Genomic DNA, 13,815 nt, shown 5'->3' with positions numbered 1-13,815 from the left:
TCTAAAGAATCCTAACAATGAACAACAAAATTTTATTATGTTTGTCTCATTGTTTAGTCAAGAAAGTGGCTGGGTATTACACTTAAAAAGAATTGAAAACAAAAAAGGGTCTGAAATCGACGAAGGTCAAGCTATAATTGAAGATTGCACTCTTCAAAATAAAGTTTTTACTGGCGATGCTTTACACTGTCAGAAGAAAACAATCAGCTTAATAGCCAAGAGTAAAAATGACTATGTTATCACCGTTAAAGGAAATCAGAAAAATCTTTATAAGCGAATACAAGACCTGAGTAATTCCTCAAAGCCAGAAAGTTGTTTTCTTGAACAAGACAATAGTCATGGACGAAAAATATCAAGAAAAATAGAAGTTTTTAAAGTGAGGAACAATGAAAGACAAGGGTTTGAAAATCTGCGCCGAATTATTAAAGTAGAAAGAAGGGGTATTCGCGGGGATAAAACTTATGAAGAAACAGCTTACTATATCAGTAGCCTAACCGAATCCGCCCAAGTATTTGCTAAAATTATTCGAGGACATTGGAAAATAGAAAATCAGTTACATTGGGTAAAAGATGTAATTTTTGAGGAAGATAAAAGCCAGATAAGTGATTTTCAAGCGGCCAGCAATTGGTCAATTCTCACAACTATAGGATTGAATCTTTTCAGAGGTTTGGGTTTTCTCTCAATAACAGAGGGACAGAGGTGGTTAGCTGAACGTTGGGAAAAACTGATAGTTTTATCGACGTAAGAAGCAGAAAAATTAGCTAAATTAACAGGATGTACTCTCAGAAAATTTGAAGAGAGATAGGCTTTTAGTGGCTTGGGAACAAGCTTTATCAATTTATTCATAATCAATATTGGCAGAGGATTAAAGATTAGTTATTGTCACTAACTCTTTTGATTAGAAAAAGATAAACTTGAGAATTTTCATTCAAATTTATTGACTCAAAATCAGCTGTACTTAATTTAAATGAATCAACCCTACCCGCGCATTAGCTTTTCGGTGGGATGCTTACACGCAGCTGCTGATACATTTGTCATCATCTAAGAGTCACGGACAATTGCTGATTGTCGGTATTCCTGCAAATGTGAGATGCACCCTATCTCAACAAGCAATTTAAATGCGCGGGCAGCTTACAACAGCATTTCGCCCTATTGAGGAGATTCAAAAATTAGTTCGCTATTATTCAGTTTTTCAACGACTAACTTGCGATAGAGTGTCACCTGACGAAGGATTTGGTCGGGATTGTTTTTCTTGTTAGAAAACATGATCATTTTAATCGATTCAAATTCTATTCTTGTGATCACACCATCTTTGATCGCTCGTTCAATTTTAACTCGTAAATATTCTAATTCTTGGCTTTCCTCTGGGGTAATTTCCAGACTGTTAGGATGTTCTATTTTCATGATCGATTGTTCTTACCGGCTAACTGATAACTAGATAATCACGGCTATTTTTTTCACACTTTCACGATCGCGCAGAGAGAGTTTCCGTCTGGTTAGAAACGGCGAGATTATTATTATTTTGGCCGTTATTTTGCGGCAATTGTCCGGAGGCTAAATTCTGCCCCTCTCCCGTAATCAAACGAGCGCCACGACCGCGGGTAAAATAATTCCAACCCCATTGCACCATCACCACTAATTTATTATCAAATTCGATCAGATAGTAAATATGGGCCCAAACCCAGACTAACCAAGCGATGAACCCAGAAAACTTGACAAATCCCAAATCAACCACGGCCGCATTTTGGCCGATCACTGCCAGACTACCTCGATCGATATAATGAAAAGGTTGAATAGTTTGCCCTTTTAGGCGAGAAATTAATAAATTGGCCAGATATTCGCCCTCCTGCATGGCCACGGGGGCAATTCCGGGTAAAGGTTTATCTCCCTGATGGGCAAAATTAGCCAGATCCCCGATCACAAAAATATTGGCATAACCAGCGATACTTAAATCCGGTTCGACGATTACCCGACCGACGCGATCGAGATTTACCCCAGTTCTTTCGGCCAAAATTCGCCCCATTCTCGATGCTTTTACCCCCGCTGCCCATAAAATTGTCTCGGCAGCGATTTCTGTGGTTTTTTCTCCCTGACGGACGCTGACACAACCTTCAACAATATTGGTAACGATGCTGTTAGTTTGCACTGTCACCCCTAATTTTGTGAGAGAAGCGGCAGCTTTAGCGGATAAATCGGGTGAATATGGGGGTAATACTCGATCCATCCCTTCTAAGAGCAAAATTTTCGCTTCTGTGGGGTTAATCTGGTGGAAATCAGACCTAAGCGCACCGTGGGCAATTTCAGCGATCGCTCCTGCTAATTCTACCCCCGTCGGTCCGCCACCGACAATAACAAAAGTTAATAAAGCTTGCCGCTTTTCGGCATCGATTTCTTTCTCGGCCTTCTCGAAAGCGAGATAGATGCGACGACGCATTTCTACTGCGTCTTCAATGGTTTTTAACCCGGGAGCGTAGGGCTGCCATTGATCATTGCCAAAATAGTGATGACTGACTCCCGTGGCAATGACTAACTGATCGTAGGCGATCGGCGGGTGATCTTCCAAGATCACTTCTCCCTTAACCGGCTCTATATCTATGGCATGATCGAGGAGAATATCTGTATTGTCATGGCCCCGTAGGATTAAGCGCAAAGGTGAGGAGATATCGGCCGGAGACAGCGCCCCAGTAGCGACTTGATAGAGGAGGGGCTGAAAAAGATGGAAATTTCGCTTATCGATGAGGGTAACATGAACGGGGGCGTTTTTTAGGGCTTTGGCCGTGTATAAACCCGCAAATCCGCCGCCGATGATAACAACTCTTGGCTGTTTTTCAGTCATTGCTTAACAATAATTCATAAATTTTTCCCTAGTGTAGTCCGGATTGTCACAATTTAGCGGTGACGAGCGTTACCGAAAACAGCAGTCTTTAACCTAGAAAAAAATATAGATAAGCTGCCCGCGCATTTAAATTGCTTGTTGAGATGAGGCACTCTTGCACTCTTGCAAGAGTCAACAGAACGTAGGTTGGGTTGAAGCATGAAACCCAACGCCTGCTCATGTTACGCTACCGCTAACCCATCCTACAAATAATTTGCCTCCCTACTTAAGCTCTTGACTATCTAAATTACTCGTTAAGATTGCAGGGGAGCAGGGAGAGGCAGTTTGAGCATTTGTACTAAAATTTCCAATACGGAGTTGAAATTCAGTACAGCTTACAGTGCTTATGCCCAGAATTTGACCTATATATGCTCGAAAAACTTGAAAAGACCGCTACGCCGTTTTACCTAAGTTTATGACCTGGGTTAACCAGGTGGGAACTTATATTACGCGTTTCTGTTTCCGAGTACAAGCTCGGTTTACTACCACACGAATTGGTTATTTGCTCCCTTATCACAATCAAGCATAGATCAAAAAACTTGAAAGGCAGTCACCAACGTAGAAGCCCGATTTGTTTTCATCATAGCATTTTTTTTTCTCAGAGGCAAGAGGGGCGATTCAGTGATCAGTTATCAGTGATCAGATTTGAGTTTTCAGTTTACTGTTTACCGACCACAGCCAAAAAGCCTGCCAACACCCAGCAATTCCCAATTCAAACGGTAGCACAGAATACAGAACCAGTCTTACTCTTGCCTTTCAAAATGGAGTGAAGGGTTTGAACAGTGGGTTTCGGGGGAATGGAAGTCAAACAACTGGGTTTTATGGGGATGCTGAGCTATTTCCAGGTAGTTATCCCTGGGATAACTGACCCTCGAAGTGCCAGCAATGCTACCCGCTACAGTCTGAAAGACGCAATATTAGGGGCATTCGCCGCCTTTTTTCGCCAGAATGAATCATTTCTAGAATATCAGCGCCAACTTAATAGTCGTTGTGGACGAGATAATGCTCAAAGTCTGTTTGGTTTGGTCAATATCCCGACAGTAGAGCAGATGCGGAACATCCTCGATGGAATAGCCGCAAAGCATCTTTTTCCCCTGTTCAAATGGATTGATCAAGGTCTGGGAGACCAAGGCTATTTGAGGGGGTTTGAGGCGTTGGATGGCAACTTACCCGTCGCCCTAGATGCTACTCAGTACTATAGTTCAGAGAAAATTAGTTGTCCTTGTTGCTCAAGCCGCACCTCAAAACAGGGAAAGATAACCTATCAAATCAGGAGAAAGGTAAAATTGGCTAAAGATTTAGTTTATCAAGCAGCCAAAAACGCTTTGATCAAAGATAATTGGTTAATTACTCATGACCCTTATACGATAAGTTTTGGAGGGGTGAATATGGCTGTCGATTTAGGCGCAGAAAAGCTGATTGCTGCGACTAAAGATCATCAAAAGATTGCCGTAGAAATTAAAAGTTTTTTAGAGGGGTCTTCAGCGATCTCAGAATTTCATACTGCTCTAGGACAATTTCTTAATTATCGGGCGGTTTTAAAGAGAAAAGATCCAGATAGAGTCTTGTTTTTAGATTCCTAGTTTTACTTACGACACTTTTTTCTCTTTAGATTTTACCCAATTGATGATTAGAGAAAACCATTTAAAATTAATCATTTTTTCGCCAAGTCAGGAGGTAATCTTAACATGGATAAGTTAGCAAAATATCGTCAATTAGTCAAAAGTATTCTTTCGGAATATACTCAATATAAACCCACTGGTAATGATTTGGAGATTCAAGCTATTTTTGATGAACAAAAAGAACATTATCAGGTCGTTACTTTTGGGTGGGAAGGCGAAAAGTATGTACATTATTGTCTTATTCATATTGACCTCAAGTCTGATAAAATTTGGATTCAATGGAATATGACAGAACAAGATATTGCTGAAGATTTAGTTAGACTAGGTGTTCCTAAAAAAGATATTGTCATTGGCTTTCATCCTCCTGTACTTCGTCAATTGACCGATTATGCAGTAGGATAAATTAATTTATCCTACTGCAATTGATCCCAGTTAGCTGTCTGGTTCTTGGGGGTTATCTGTTGGTGACTTTGCTTTTTTTGATAAGACACCTTTTACTTTTGTTGCGGTTAAACCCAGTCCGAGTAAACCTAAACCCAAGATATTAGATGGTTCAGGGACACTTTTGGGGGGCTGCGCGGCAGATTTTATCGCAAGATGATCAAATTCAATTAAATCTTCTGTAACTGGATTTGCAATTGGATATGTCGTTATATTTTCAAATCCTATCGAGGAAATCGATTCTCCTTGTAGTGCATCAATACGCAAGTAAGCATTACGTTGAAGTGTTGCCGATTTCCAATTTGCTCCTGCAAGCTGTTCAATTGTTTGTGAAAAAGGTATGCCATTGATGAAGAGGCGATGATCTGTTATTGGAACATCTCCTGGAAAAGATGATGGGGGATTTAAAGATTGAAACCCTGAAAGCCCAATTCCCACTGATATAATGCTACTGCTAAAATTAAGTGTAGTAAGTTTTGCACATTCTGTACTCGGACAATATATACCATTACTAAATTGGTTACTAGGAATATTAAATAATGTGTGTTGACCATCCCAGATTTGAGAATATGTATTTGAAAGATTAGGAAGACTTGTAATCGTTGATGTAGAAACTCCTCCAGAATAAGTAATACTTAAACCAGGAATTAGAGTTTTGTCTTCAAAATCCTCAATTGTATATCCTGTGATGCCTACATTTTGATTGAGGATTGTAGGGTCAGATGAGAATACAGTAGATGGAAAAAATGTAATGCTTACTGCTTGAGCAGAATTTATTCCGATGAAGGATAATAGCGCAGCACCAGTAACAGTCGTAATTGATGCGTGAAAAATTAGACGATTCATGATAAATTTTCTCCTTAATTTGATTACTTCAAAACTTTAACAATCGAACTGAAACAGATTACTCTTCAAAAAACTCAGCCCTAATTAAATTTGAGACCTTAATTGTAGAGGACTAATTTTCTCCAGATATGCTGGCAAATCATCCAGAGAAAGCAATGCCAAAAGACTTAACTTTGTTTCATTGACTTTCTCCAAAAATCCCAACACCTTTGCCTCAAACATCTCAGCATTAATCTCCACAAATAGATAACCAACTCTGTCCGATAAAACCTCCTCAGAAATCTCGACAAAATCCTCACCCGGCATCACAGAACAACACTCTACTTTCCCCTTACCCCTCACCACCAAATCCGCTACAGCTAAACGGGATTGCATGATAGGATTCCAACTATCACTCGCTTCCAAATCTGTGGCAATACCCAGAGACCGTAAGCAACAGTTGACCGCATACACAGCCAAAGTATTGAGATAGACTTGTTCAGCTAGAGCAAAATCAGAATGTTGTTGACAAAAATAATCCGCGATTTCATGGGCTTCCCTTCCTAGAGCAATCAAAAATACAGAACTATGATTAATTCGTGTCGGCATTATCTTGATTTCCCCCCATTGGAAGCTTAAATTTTCCACAAAAATCCCTGCAAACTCAGCCAGTGAGTTTTTCAAAAGCTATTCACCTCCTCAAAAAATTACAAATAAGACAGAATTTCCTGTCCGATTAAAGGCGCAACCGTCTTCATCTGGCGCGAGAAAAAATTCTTCACCACTGCCACAGTCAAACTAAAAGAATCCGCGATCTCCTGCCAAGATCGCGCCTCCAATCGCGCCCTCAAAATTGCCTTCAAAGTCGCCTTCGGGCAATTATGGACATGATGGCGAGACAACAACTCCGGATCAGACTCAATATACTCAGCGATCAACTCCGACAAACAAAGCTGCTCCACTGGTTGAGCCAAATTCTCAAAGACAACAGACTCACCGCTCACCTGCTGTAAAGGCGATACCGATAACGTTGCCCTTGCCAGATCCAGAAAAACGCGATCGCCCAAAGCCCGATTAGCCTTTCTTAGCCCAGATAACCGACAGAGAACCGCCAACCAGACAAAACTTTGTTCATCAATCGCGATCCCTTTAACCTGTAACCTTAACCAGAATCCCAGCCCAACCTTACCGACTTGACTAACCATCGCCGTCAGTTGGTACTTGCGACGAATCAGTTGCTGCTTTTGCGCCCTGACCAGTGGGTCAATCGTTTCCGCATACGCCTCTCGCAACAAGATATCCAGGCGATAGTTGACCCAAGCCAGAAAACTGCCCCGGTCAGGATCGAACTGGTCGAGGTGGAAGGCAACCCAACATAACGTTCGATTGACCCCATCCTCATAGACCTCTACCGAATAATGACCTCGACCCCGTAGCCGACCCGAAAATCGCAGAGCATCAAGTAACCGAGCGATCGCGGCTTGCTGCTGCAAACCCACTGTCCCAGTATAGGAACGCGCTTGCAGGGCGAGGTATTGCAGGTCATCATCATCGGTTTGCTTCAGGGAAGTTCCGCGATCGCGATGGGAGACAATGGAATTCAGACGAACTTCAGAAGAGGAGAAACAGGGTTGGGTTAACGGCATAGATGATGTTCTCAACTGCTTTCATAAAAGAAATCACCTCAAACTCCTGCGAACGTCTCAAGTTGTCACAAAACTTTATATTTTAGAAATTTAAATGACGGTCAACCCCCTGATTGACTAAAGCGATTTCTTGGAATGAATATCCCGGCAGCCTCCATTAACGGTGCGTTCACTGGCGCTAGCGACACCCTACCTCGATCAATTTTGCTACATTCTGAATTTGGAATTGCTGGCCAACACCTGATCTTGTTGGCTCCGTGAAAGTCTGGGACTACAATAGGGAAAAGTGACAATTTTTGCCAGAGTGATCACCGAGGACTAATAAAGAATGACGGCTATCCTAGGGAAACCTGCCACGCTTAACACTCCGATTCTGCACCGTCTTGCCAATGGTTTAACGATTATTGCCGAAAGTCAACCGGTAGAAGCGGTTAATCTCAATGTTTGGCTGCAGGTCGGCTCGGCCTTAGAATCGGATCAGATCAATGGGATGGCTCATTTTCTTGAACACATGGTTTTTAAGGGAACCCGTAACTTAGACAGTGGTGAATTTGAACGGGCGATCGAATCGAGGGGAGCGGTGACTAATGCCGCTACTAGCCAAGAATACACCCATTATTACATTACCACTGCCCCGCGGGACTTCGCCCATCTGGCCCCGCTGCAGCTAGAAGTGGTTTTAGAAGCTTTAATCCCCGATGAAGCTTTTGAGCGGGAAAGACAGGTTATTTTAGAAGAAATTCGTCGTTCTCAGGATAATCCCCGTCGTCGCACTTTTTATCGCACCATGGAGACCTGTTTTCAAGTTTTACCCTATCGTCGTCCGGTGTTGGGTCCGATGGCAGTGATTGAAAATCTTACTCCTCAACAAATGCGCGATTTTCATCAGACTTGGTATCGTCCCGAATGGATGACGGTGGCAGTGGTGGGTAATTTGCCTGTAGATGATTTAATGGCTATTGTGAGGGATTCTCTAGATACTTTAGGCAGTAAGGGCAATTCTGGGCTGATTTCCCATCCTATCGCCCATCTAAAGCCCGAAGCTCCCTTTAAAGAGATTATCCGTCAAGAATACGAGGATGAAAATTTGCAGCAGGCCCGCTTAATCCTATTTTGGAAAGTGCCGGGGTTGAGAGACTTAGAAAAAACCTATCCTCTCGATGTTTTAGCGGCTATTCTGGGTCAGGGCAAGGTATCGCGATTATTTCAATCTCTGCGCCAAGAAAAGGGCTTAGTTTCCCAAATAACTGCCAGTAATATGTCCCAAGCAGTGCAAGGAGTGTTTTCCGTGTCGGCCCAATTAGCCTCGGAAAATATCGAGCAAGTGGAAAGGGAGGTAGTAGCACAGATTGGACAAATTCAACAGGAAGCTGTGACAGTTTCTGAACTGGAACGAGTCAAAACCCAAGTGGCCAATCGGTTTATTTTTAGCAATGAAAGACCGAGCGATCGAGCCAACCTTTACGGTTATTATCATACTCAGATCGGTGATTTACAACCAGCTTTTTGTTATCCCCAACACATTGAAGCCCTCACTTTAGAGGATATTCAAAATGCCTGTCAAGAGTATTTAAATCCTAACGCTTACGGTGTGGTTGTGGTAAGACCAATTCAGTAAACAGGGAATGGGGAAATGGGGAAATGGGGAAATTTCAACCAAAACCCTAACACCCTAACACCCTAACACCCTAACACCCTAACACCTGACTCCCGACTCCTGACTCCTGACTCCTGAATTCTGATAACCTATGTGGACTCAAATTGCCCGACATATTGCCCAAACCACGGAAAAACCCTTTGAAATTGAGAAAAGTCATCCCGTTAGTGGTGGCTGCATCAATCAGGGTTATGCCGTCACTGGCAATGGTTTAATTTATTTCGTTAAGATTAACCAAGCGAACCAAGAGGCCATGTTTGCCGCCGAAGCTTTAGGATTAAAGCAAATTCACGCTACCAAGACTATCAGGGTTCCGGAGCCAATTTGTTGGGGAATTGCCGAGAAATCTAGTTATTTAGTGCTAGAGTGGTTAGAATTCGGCGGTGGCAATAGTCAAAGCTGGGAAAAAATGGGGCAAAATTTAGCTCGTTTACATCAAGTTTCCCTGTCCGATCGCTTTGGTTGGCAGTGTAATAATACCATTGGTTCTACTCCCCAGATCAATACCGTTAGTAACAGTTGGGCGGATTTTTTCGCTCATCAGCGTATTGGCTATCAATTAAGACTTGCGAAGGAGCGCGGCGGCAATTTTCCCGACGAGGATCAAGTTATTCCCGCTATTAGCGAGATTTTGAGTCAGCATCAACCCCATCCCTCCCTTGTCCACGGTGATTTATGGTCGGGAAACGCGGCCATTACCGTCGATGGGGAACCAGTAATTTTAGACCCGGCCACCTATTGGGGAGACCGGGAGGTAGATTTAGCTATGACGGAACTTTTTGGCGGTTTTCCGGCGGCTTTTTATCGGGGTTATAACGATGTTTTCCCCCTCGATGCCGGTTATCAAAAGCGCAAAACTCTTTACAATCTCTACCATATTCTCAACCACTTTAATTTATTTGGTGGTGGTTACGCTTCCCAGGCCAATCGGATGTTACAGGAAATTCTTTAAGGGTTTTACTTGTGAATCTTTACCAAGGATAAGTTATGTCTATTCGAGAAACTACTGTGATTAAAACTCCAGAGACAAAAGTATGGACTGATGCAGAATTTATGGCGTTACCTGACGATGGTAATCGTTACGAATTGGTCAAGGGAGAGTTAATTAATCTGGGTAATTCTGGGGCTTTACATGGTTATATTGCCATTATTTTAAGTGCTGCTTTATTCGCTTTAGTAACATCTCGAAAACTAGGGGTATTATTGGACTCCAGCACTGCTTTTACTATGAAAAATGGCAATAAACGTTCTCCTGATATAGCCTTTTTTGCCAAGGAACGTCTGCAAGGATTGGAAGAATTGCCGACGGGTTTTTTAGAAGGTGGGCCCGATTTAGTGGTAGAAATTCTCTCTCCAGGGAATACAGTGGCAGAAATCGAGGACAAAATTGCCGAATATTTTGCCAATGGGACTCGTTTGCTCTGGGTTATCAGTCCCCGTCAACACTATGTTTTAGTTTATCGTTGCGGGTACGAACCGCAGGGATTATTAACATCAGGAGATTTTCTGGAGGGGGAAGATGTGGTTCCGGGGTTCACTTTTCCGGTGGCTGATTTGTTTCAAAAACTATCTTTGTGACTCTTTCTTCTCAACAAATCGGCTAATAAATCGGCACTATCACTAATAGCTAGATGAGAAGCTTGTTGGGCCATGGCGGCCAATTTTTCGGGATTAGACCATAAATCGAGGACTAATTCGCCTAAAAACTGAGCAGTTAACTCATTTTGACGGTAAAGATAAGCGGCTTGAGCTTCAGCGAAAACTTTGGCATTATAGAACTGATGGTCTTCGGCAGCAAAAGGATAGGGAATTAAAATCGAAGGCGTACAAGTGATCGCTAATTCTGTTAAAGTGCCGGCACCGGAGCGACTGATAGCTAGATTAGCTCTTTGCCATAATCCCGCCATATTGTCGTAAAAAGGCCGGGAAAAATAGTTAGAATGGCGCAAACTATCCGCTTCGGGGTCGTTTTCTCCCGTGAGATGCACGATATAAATACCTTTTTCTAACCATTGGGGAGCGCTTTGTCGCACAAGTTGATTAAGGGCTACGGCCCCTTGAGAACCACCGGCAACGACAATTAAAAAAGCAGTCTCTGGAATCGGTAAATCCAGGGACTGGGGAATGAGAAACTGCTCTCGTACAGGCGTACTAGCCCAAGTGGTGCGAGTGCCGGGTAAATAGCTGGCGGTTCCCTGAAAACCGAGGGCAACCGTATCGCACCAGCGACCGAGAACTTTCGTGACTTTGCCCGGTATGTAGTTAGATTCGTGTAGGATGACGGGAATATTGGCTAAACGAGCCGCTAAAATCGTCGGACCTGCGATATAACCCCCGGTGGTAAAAACTGCCGCTATCTGACGTTTTTTGATTAAACTACGCACTTGCCAAATGGCCCGCAGTTGACGCAGCAGAATCTTGAGAGTTTTTAACCCCAAACGGGTTTGAAACCCCTCAATGGGAATAGTGTGCAGGGGATAGGTTTTTGGAACTAAGGACTGTTCCAGACGGTCTGGAACTCCTAACCATTCAATCTCGTAATCCGGCAAGCGCTCGGCCAGGGCCAAAGCGGGAAATAAATGACCACCAGTACCACTAGCGGCAATCAAGAGACGGGTTGGAGTGCGTGCCATAATTCGAGAGAGGGTAAATTCAGCCCTAGAATGAAATAATCTACCATAGTTATTGATCCTTACACAAACTATCACTAATGCGTAACTTGAACACGATTCCCAATAAATTTTTTCGTCAATCCCTCAATTTTTCCCTATCGTTGCTGTTAGGTTTAGGGTTAACTTTTACCCTTGCCACCAGTTTGCGGGCCGAAAAGCCAGAAACTGCTCCAGCTAATTTAAAAACGCTTATCTCCAAAATCGAAACGGCGGCTAATGAGCGAAATCTCAAGCAATTAATGGAGTTTTATAGTCCGAAATTTACTAACTCCGATGGCTTGACCTACGAAAAAACTAAAAAGGCTTTAACTCATTTTTGGGAACGTTATAACAATCTACAATACACCACGACTCTCGAATCTTGGAGTCGTTCCGGGGACAAGTTAACGGCCAATACAATTACTAAAATTACCGGGACAGGAAAGGTGCAGGGACGAGCGGTGGGAATGAATGCTACGATTCGTTCTCGTCAACAATTTCAGGGGAATAAACTGGTTTATCAGGAGATTTTAAGCGAGAGGGTTGAGTTAAGCACCGGCAAAAATCCCCCCAGTATTCAAGTGAGAATTCCCGAAAGGGTGAAAGTGGGTGAAGAATTTGATTTTGATGTGATTGTCCGCGAACCTTTAGGGGATGATTTATTGGCCGGAACGGCGATCGATGAGAAAGTAGATATTGAGCGTTATATTAATACAAAGCCTCTAGAATTGGAATTATTACAGTCCGGCGGTTTATTTAAGCGGGTAAAAGCGCCGGCAACACCGGAAAATCGCTGGTTATCGGCGATTTTAATCCAAGGCGATGGGATTGTTGTCGTTACTCAACGGGTTAAGGTAGAAAAGTAATTTTTATCTGGGTGTTGCGGCAAAAAGCTTGTTGGTGGGGTGTGGGGTGTAGGGTGTGGGGTGTAGGGTTTTATTTCCCCCGTTCACTCCAATGGCTGGCACTTTCAGGCAATTTAATCCTTATTTTTGCCGTTTTTGAACCCTCAAAAATTAATTATGCAAGAGGTTTAATAAATACTCTGATTAAGCATAGAGGTGGGAAACATCGCTCGTCCATACTTTAAATTTTGTTAAATTTACTTGACCAAAAGAAGTTGTTAGGGAAGCATCGACGGCATCTAAGCCGCGAGTCATTAAAATCCGCCCGATTCTGGGGGTGTTATGACGAGCATCAAAGGTGTACCATTGATGGTCTAAATAAACTTCAAACCAAGCACTAAAATCCATCGGTAGAGGTTGGGGAGAAATACCGATATCTCCGAGATAGCCGGAGGCATAACGGGCGGGAATATTTAGGCAACGGCAAAAAGTCAAAGCTAGATGGTTAAAATCGCGACAAACCCCCGTTCTTTCCCGATAGACATCATAGGCGGTTTTCGTCACCCGCGCGTATTCGTAACCAAAACGAATGTGACTATGAACCCAATCACAAACCGCTTGTACCCTTGCCCAACCGGGGGGAGTTTGTCCGAAAAGTTCCCAGGCAATTTCCGAAAGCAAATCCACTTCACAATAACGGCTACTCATTAGGTAGGGAAAAACTTGGGTTGGTAACTCTGCTAGAGGAATTTCTTGGGCATTCCCATTAACGATATCGGGTTTCCATTCATTCTCGATAACCGCTTCATTGTGAATGCGAATCTGTCCGTCGGGTAAAATTAGACGACTGGTTCGATTACCGAAGCTATCTAAAAATTCTTCTATTTTTGTTGCCGGTTCCACCTGCAAATTTTCCGATTGTCTAACTTGATTTAAAATTGAGGGGTGTAGATAAAGTTTTAACAACATGACCACGGGTAAGGGGGCATCAAAGCCAAATTCATAACCAACATGGATTAACATTAGGACTCCTATCTAAATGAAATTTTGTCAGGATTGGTAGAGATGAAACGCCAATAATCGCCAGACTGAAAAAAGTTAGGCCTGACTACTTAGGGGCTGCTGAAAAAGTTTTTCGTGGGGGCAGGGTGTGGGGTGTGGGGTGTGGGGTGTGGGGTTTTACCCATTTTCAGGTGGTCAATTACCTAATTTTCAGGGAAAAAATCCCTAAATTTTCCCCCCAATCACTCCAA

General features: G+C 42.9%; 13 protein-coding genes, 1 other RNA gene and 1 pseudogene. 7 read left to right on the top strand and 8 right to left on the bottom strand.

Features of this window, described 5'->3' with window-relative positions; translation table 11 throughout:
* Positions 1–745, top strand: a 745-nt coding sequence (locus tag O9290_RS24070) for an ISAs1 family transposase (RefSeq protein WP_288087621.1), incomplete at its 5' end; no start/stop codon positions are given.
* Between the two features lie 404 nt (positions 746–1,149).
* Here the strand turns inward: O9290_RS24070 and O9290_RS24065 are convergent.
* The 3 genes from O9290_RS24065 to ssrS all read right to left on the bottom strand — a co-directional run bounded on the left by O9290_RS24065 (position 1,150) and on the right by ssrS (position 3,446).
* Complete coding sequence (locus tag O9290_RS24065; RefSeq protein WP_004266789.1) at positions 1,150–1,404, bottom strand: hypothetical protein; 255 nt, start codon at positions 1,402–1,404, stop codon at positions 1,150–1,152.
* 61 nt (positions 1,405–1,465) lie between these two features.
* On the bottom strand, positions 1,466–2,836 hold the full coding sequence (locus O9290_RS24060; RefSeq protein ID WP_288055955.1) for an NAD(P)/FAD-dependent oxidoreductase: 1,371 nt from the start codon (positions 2,834–2,836) through the stop codon (positions 1,466–1,468).
* Positions 2,837–3,258: 422 nt separating this feature from the next.
* Positions 3,259–3,446, bottom strand: a non-coding RNA gene (gene ssrS / locus O9290_RS24055) — 6S RNA.
* Between the two features lie 715 nt (positions 3,447–4,161).
* On the opposite strand from ssrS, the pseudogene O9290_RS24050 reads away from it, so the two are divergent.
* Positions 4,162–4,576: pseudogene (locus O9290_RS24050) on the top strand (element excision factor XisH family protein).
* Positions 4,564–4,899, top strand: a complete 336-nt coding sequence (locus tag O9290_RS24045) for a XisI protein (protein WP_004266796.1) — start codon at positions 4,564–4,566, stop codon at positions 4,897–4,899. Before O9290_RS24050 ends, O9290_RS24045 begins: the two are co-directional and overlap by 13 nt.
* 30 nt (positions 4,900–4,929) lie before the next feature.
* Here O9290_RS24045 and O9290_RS24040 read toward each other — a convergent pair whose 3' ends face one another.
* The 3 genes from O9290_RS24040 to O9290_RS24030 form a co-directional block, all read right to left on the bottom strand.
* Complete coding sequence (locus tag O9290_RS24040; RefSeq protein ID WP_288055952.1) at positions 4,930–5,784, bottom strand: PEP-CTERM sorting domain-containing protein; 855 nt, start codon at positions 5,782–5,784, stop codon at positions 4,930–4,932.
* 84 nt (positions 5,785–5,868) lie between these two features.
* Entirely contained in the window at positions 5,869–6,447 is a 579-nt protein-coding gene (locus O9290_RS24035; RefSeq protein WP_288055950.1) for a DUF1822 family protein, read from the bottom strand.
* Positions 6,448–6,470: 23 nt separating this feature from the next.
* Positions 6,471–7,409 carry a hypothetical protein gene (locus O9290_RS24030; protein ID WP_288055948.1) on the bottom strand — a complete coding sequence of 313 codons (939 nt, stop codon included), beginning with the start codon at positions 7,407–7,409 and terminating at the stop codon, positions 6,471–6,473.
* 328 nt (positions 7,410–7,737) lie between these two features.
* Here O9290_RS24030 and O9290_RS24025 point away from each other — a divergent pair, with 328 nt between their 5' ends.
* The 3 genes from O9290_RS24025 (at position 7,738) to O9290_RS24015 (ending at position 10,644) form a co-directional block, all read left to right on the top strand.
* Positions 7,738–9,027, top strand: coding sequence for a M16 family metallopeptidase (locus O9290_RS24025; protein ID WP_287971555.1), 1,290 nt, complete (start codon positions 7,738–7,740; stop codon positions 9,025–9,027).
* 130 nt (positions 9,028–9,157) lie between these two features.
* Entirely contained in the window at positions 9,158–10,018 is an 861-nt protein-coding gene (locus tag O9290_RS24020; protein WP_288055946.1) for a fructosamine kinase family protein, read from the top strand.
* Between the two features lie 35 nt (positions 10,019–10,053).
* Positions 10,054–10,644: a Uma2 family endonuclease gene (locus O9290_RS24015; RefSeq protein ID WP_287971552.1), complete on the top strand. Its 591-nt coding sequence runs from the start codon at positions 10,054–10,056 to the stop codon at positions 10,642–10,644.
* Here O9290_RS24015 and murG read toward each other — a convergent pair.
* Positions 10,626–11,699: an undecaprenyldiphospho-muramoylpentapeptide beta-N-acetylglucosaminyltransferase gene (murG, locus tag O9290_RS24010; protein WP_287971551.1), complete on the bottom strand. Its 1,074-nt coding sequence runs from the start codon at positions 11,697–11,699 to the stop codon at positions 10,626–10,628. The two genes, O9290_RS24015 and murG, sit on opposite strands and share 19 nt — an antisense overlap.
* Positions 11,700–11,776: 77 nt before the next feature.
* On the opposite strand from murG, the gene O9290_RS24005 reads away from it, so the two are divergent.
* Positions 11,777–12,583 (top strand): DUF8623 domain-containing protein, encoded by an 807-nt coding sequence (locus O9290_RS24005; RefSeq protein WP_190721858.1) that lies wholly within the window; start codon positions 11,777–11,779, stop codon positions 12,581–12,583.
* A 183-nt stretch (positions 12,584–12,766) separates the two neighbouring features.
* On the opposite strand, the gene O9290_RS24000 is transcribed toward O9290_RS24005, so the two are convergent.
* Positions 12,767–13,585, bottom strand: a complete 819-nt coding sequence (locus O9290_RS24000; RefSeq protein WP_004266804.1) for a transglutaminase-like domain-containing protein — start codon at positions 13,583–13,585, stop codon at positions 12,767–12,769.
* Between the last annotated feature and the right edge of the window lie 230 nt (positions 13,586–13,815).

Source organism: Microcystis sp. LE19-41.2A (assembly GCF_027530405.1).
Classification (GTDB): Bacteria; Cyanobacteriota; Cyanobacteriia; order Cyanobacteriales; family Microcystaceae; genus Microcystis; species Microcystis aeruginosa.
This window is presented reverse-complemented; position numbering and strand designations above follow the sequence as displayed.

What these genes read in the sequence shown, in the direction of transcription:
- O9290_RS24065 (WP_004266789.1), bottom strand. Translation starts at nt 1,404, where the DNA reads ATGAAAATAGAACATCCTAACAGTCTGGAAATTACCCCAGAGGAAAGC.
- O9290_RS24060 (WP_288055955.1), bottom strand. Translation starts at nt 2,836, where the DNA reads ATGACTGAAAAACAGCCAAGAGTTGTTATCATCGGCGGCGGATTTGCG.
- O9290_RS24045 (WP_004266796.1), top strand. Translation starts at nt 4,564, where the DNA reads ATGGATAAGTTAGCAAAATATCGTCAATTAGTCAAAAGTATTCTTTCG.
- O9290_RS24040 (WP_288055952.1), bottom strand. Translation starts at nt 5,784, where the DNA reads ATGAATCGTCTAATTTTTCACGCATCAATTACGACTGTTACTGGTGCT.
- O9290_RS24030 (WP_288055948.1), bottom strand. Translation starts at nt 7,409, where the DNA reads ATGCCGTTAACCCAACCCTGTTTCTCCTCTTCTGAAGTTCGTCTGAAT.
- O9290_RS24025 (WP_287971555.1), top strand. Translation starts at nt 7,738, where the DNA reads ATGACGGCTATCCTAGGGAAACCTGCCACGCTTAACACTCCGATTCTG.
- O9290_RS24020 (WP_288055946.1), top strand. Translation starts at nt 9,158, where the DNA reads ATGTGGACTCAAATTGCCCGACATATTGCCCAAACCACGGAAAAACCC.
- O9290_RS24015 (WP_287971552.1), top strand. Translation starts at nt 10,054, where the DNA reads ATGTCTATTCGAGAAACTACTGTGATTAAAACTCCAGAGACAAAAGTA.
- murG (WP_287971551.1), bottom strand. Translation starts at nt 11,699, where the DNA reads ATGGCACGCACTCCAACCCGTCTCTTGATTGCCGCTAGTGGTACTGGT.
- O9290_RS24005 (WP_190721858.1), top strand. Translation starts at nt 11,777, where the DNA reads ATGCGTAACTTGAACACGATTCCCAATAAATTTTTTCGTCAATCCCTC.
- O9290_RS24000 (WP_004266804.1), bottom strand. Translation starts at nt 13,585, where the DNA reads ATGTTAATCCATGTTGGTTATGAATTTGGCTTTGATGCCCCCTTACCC.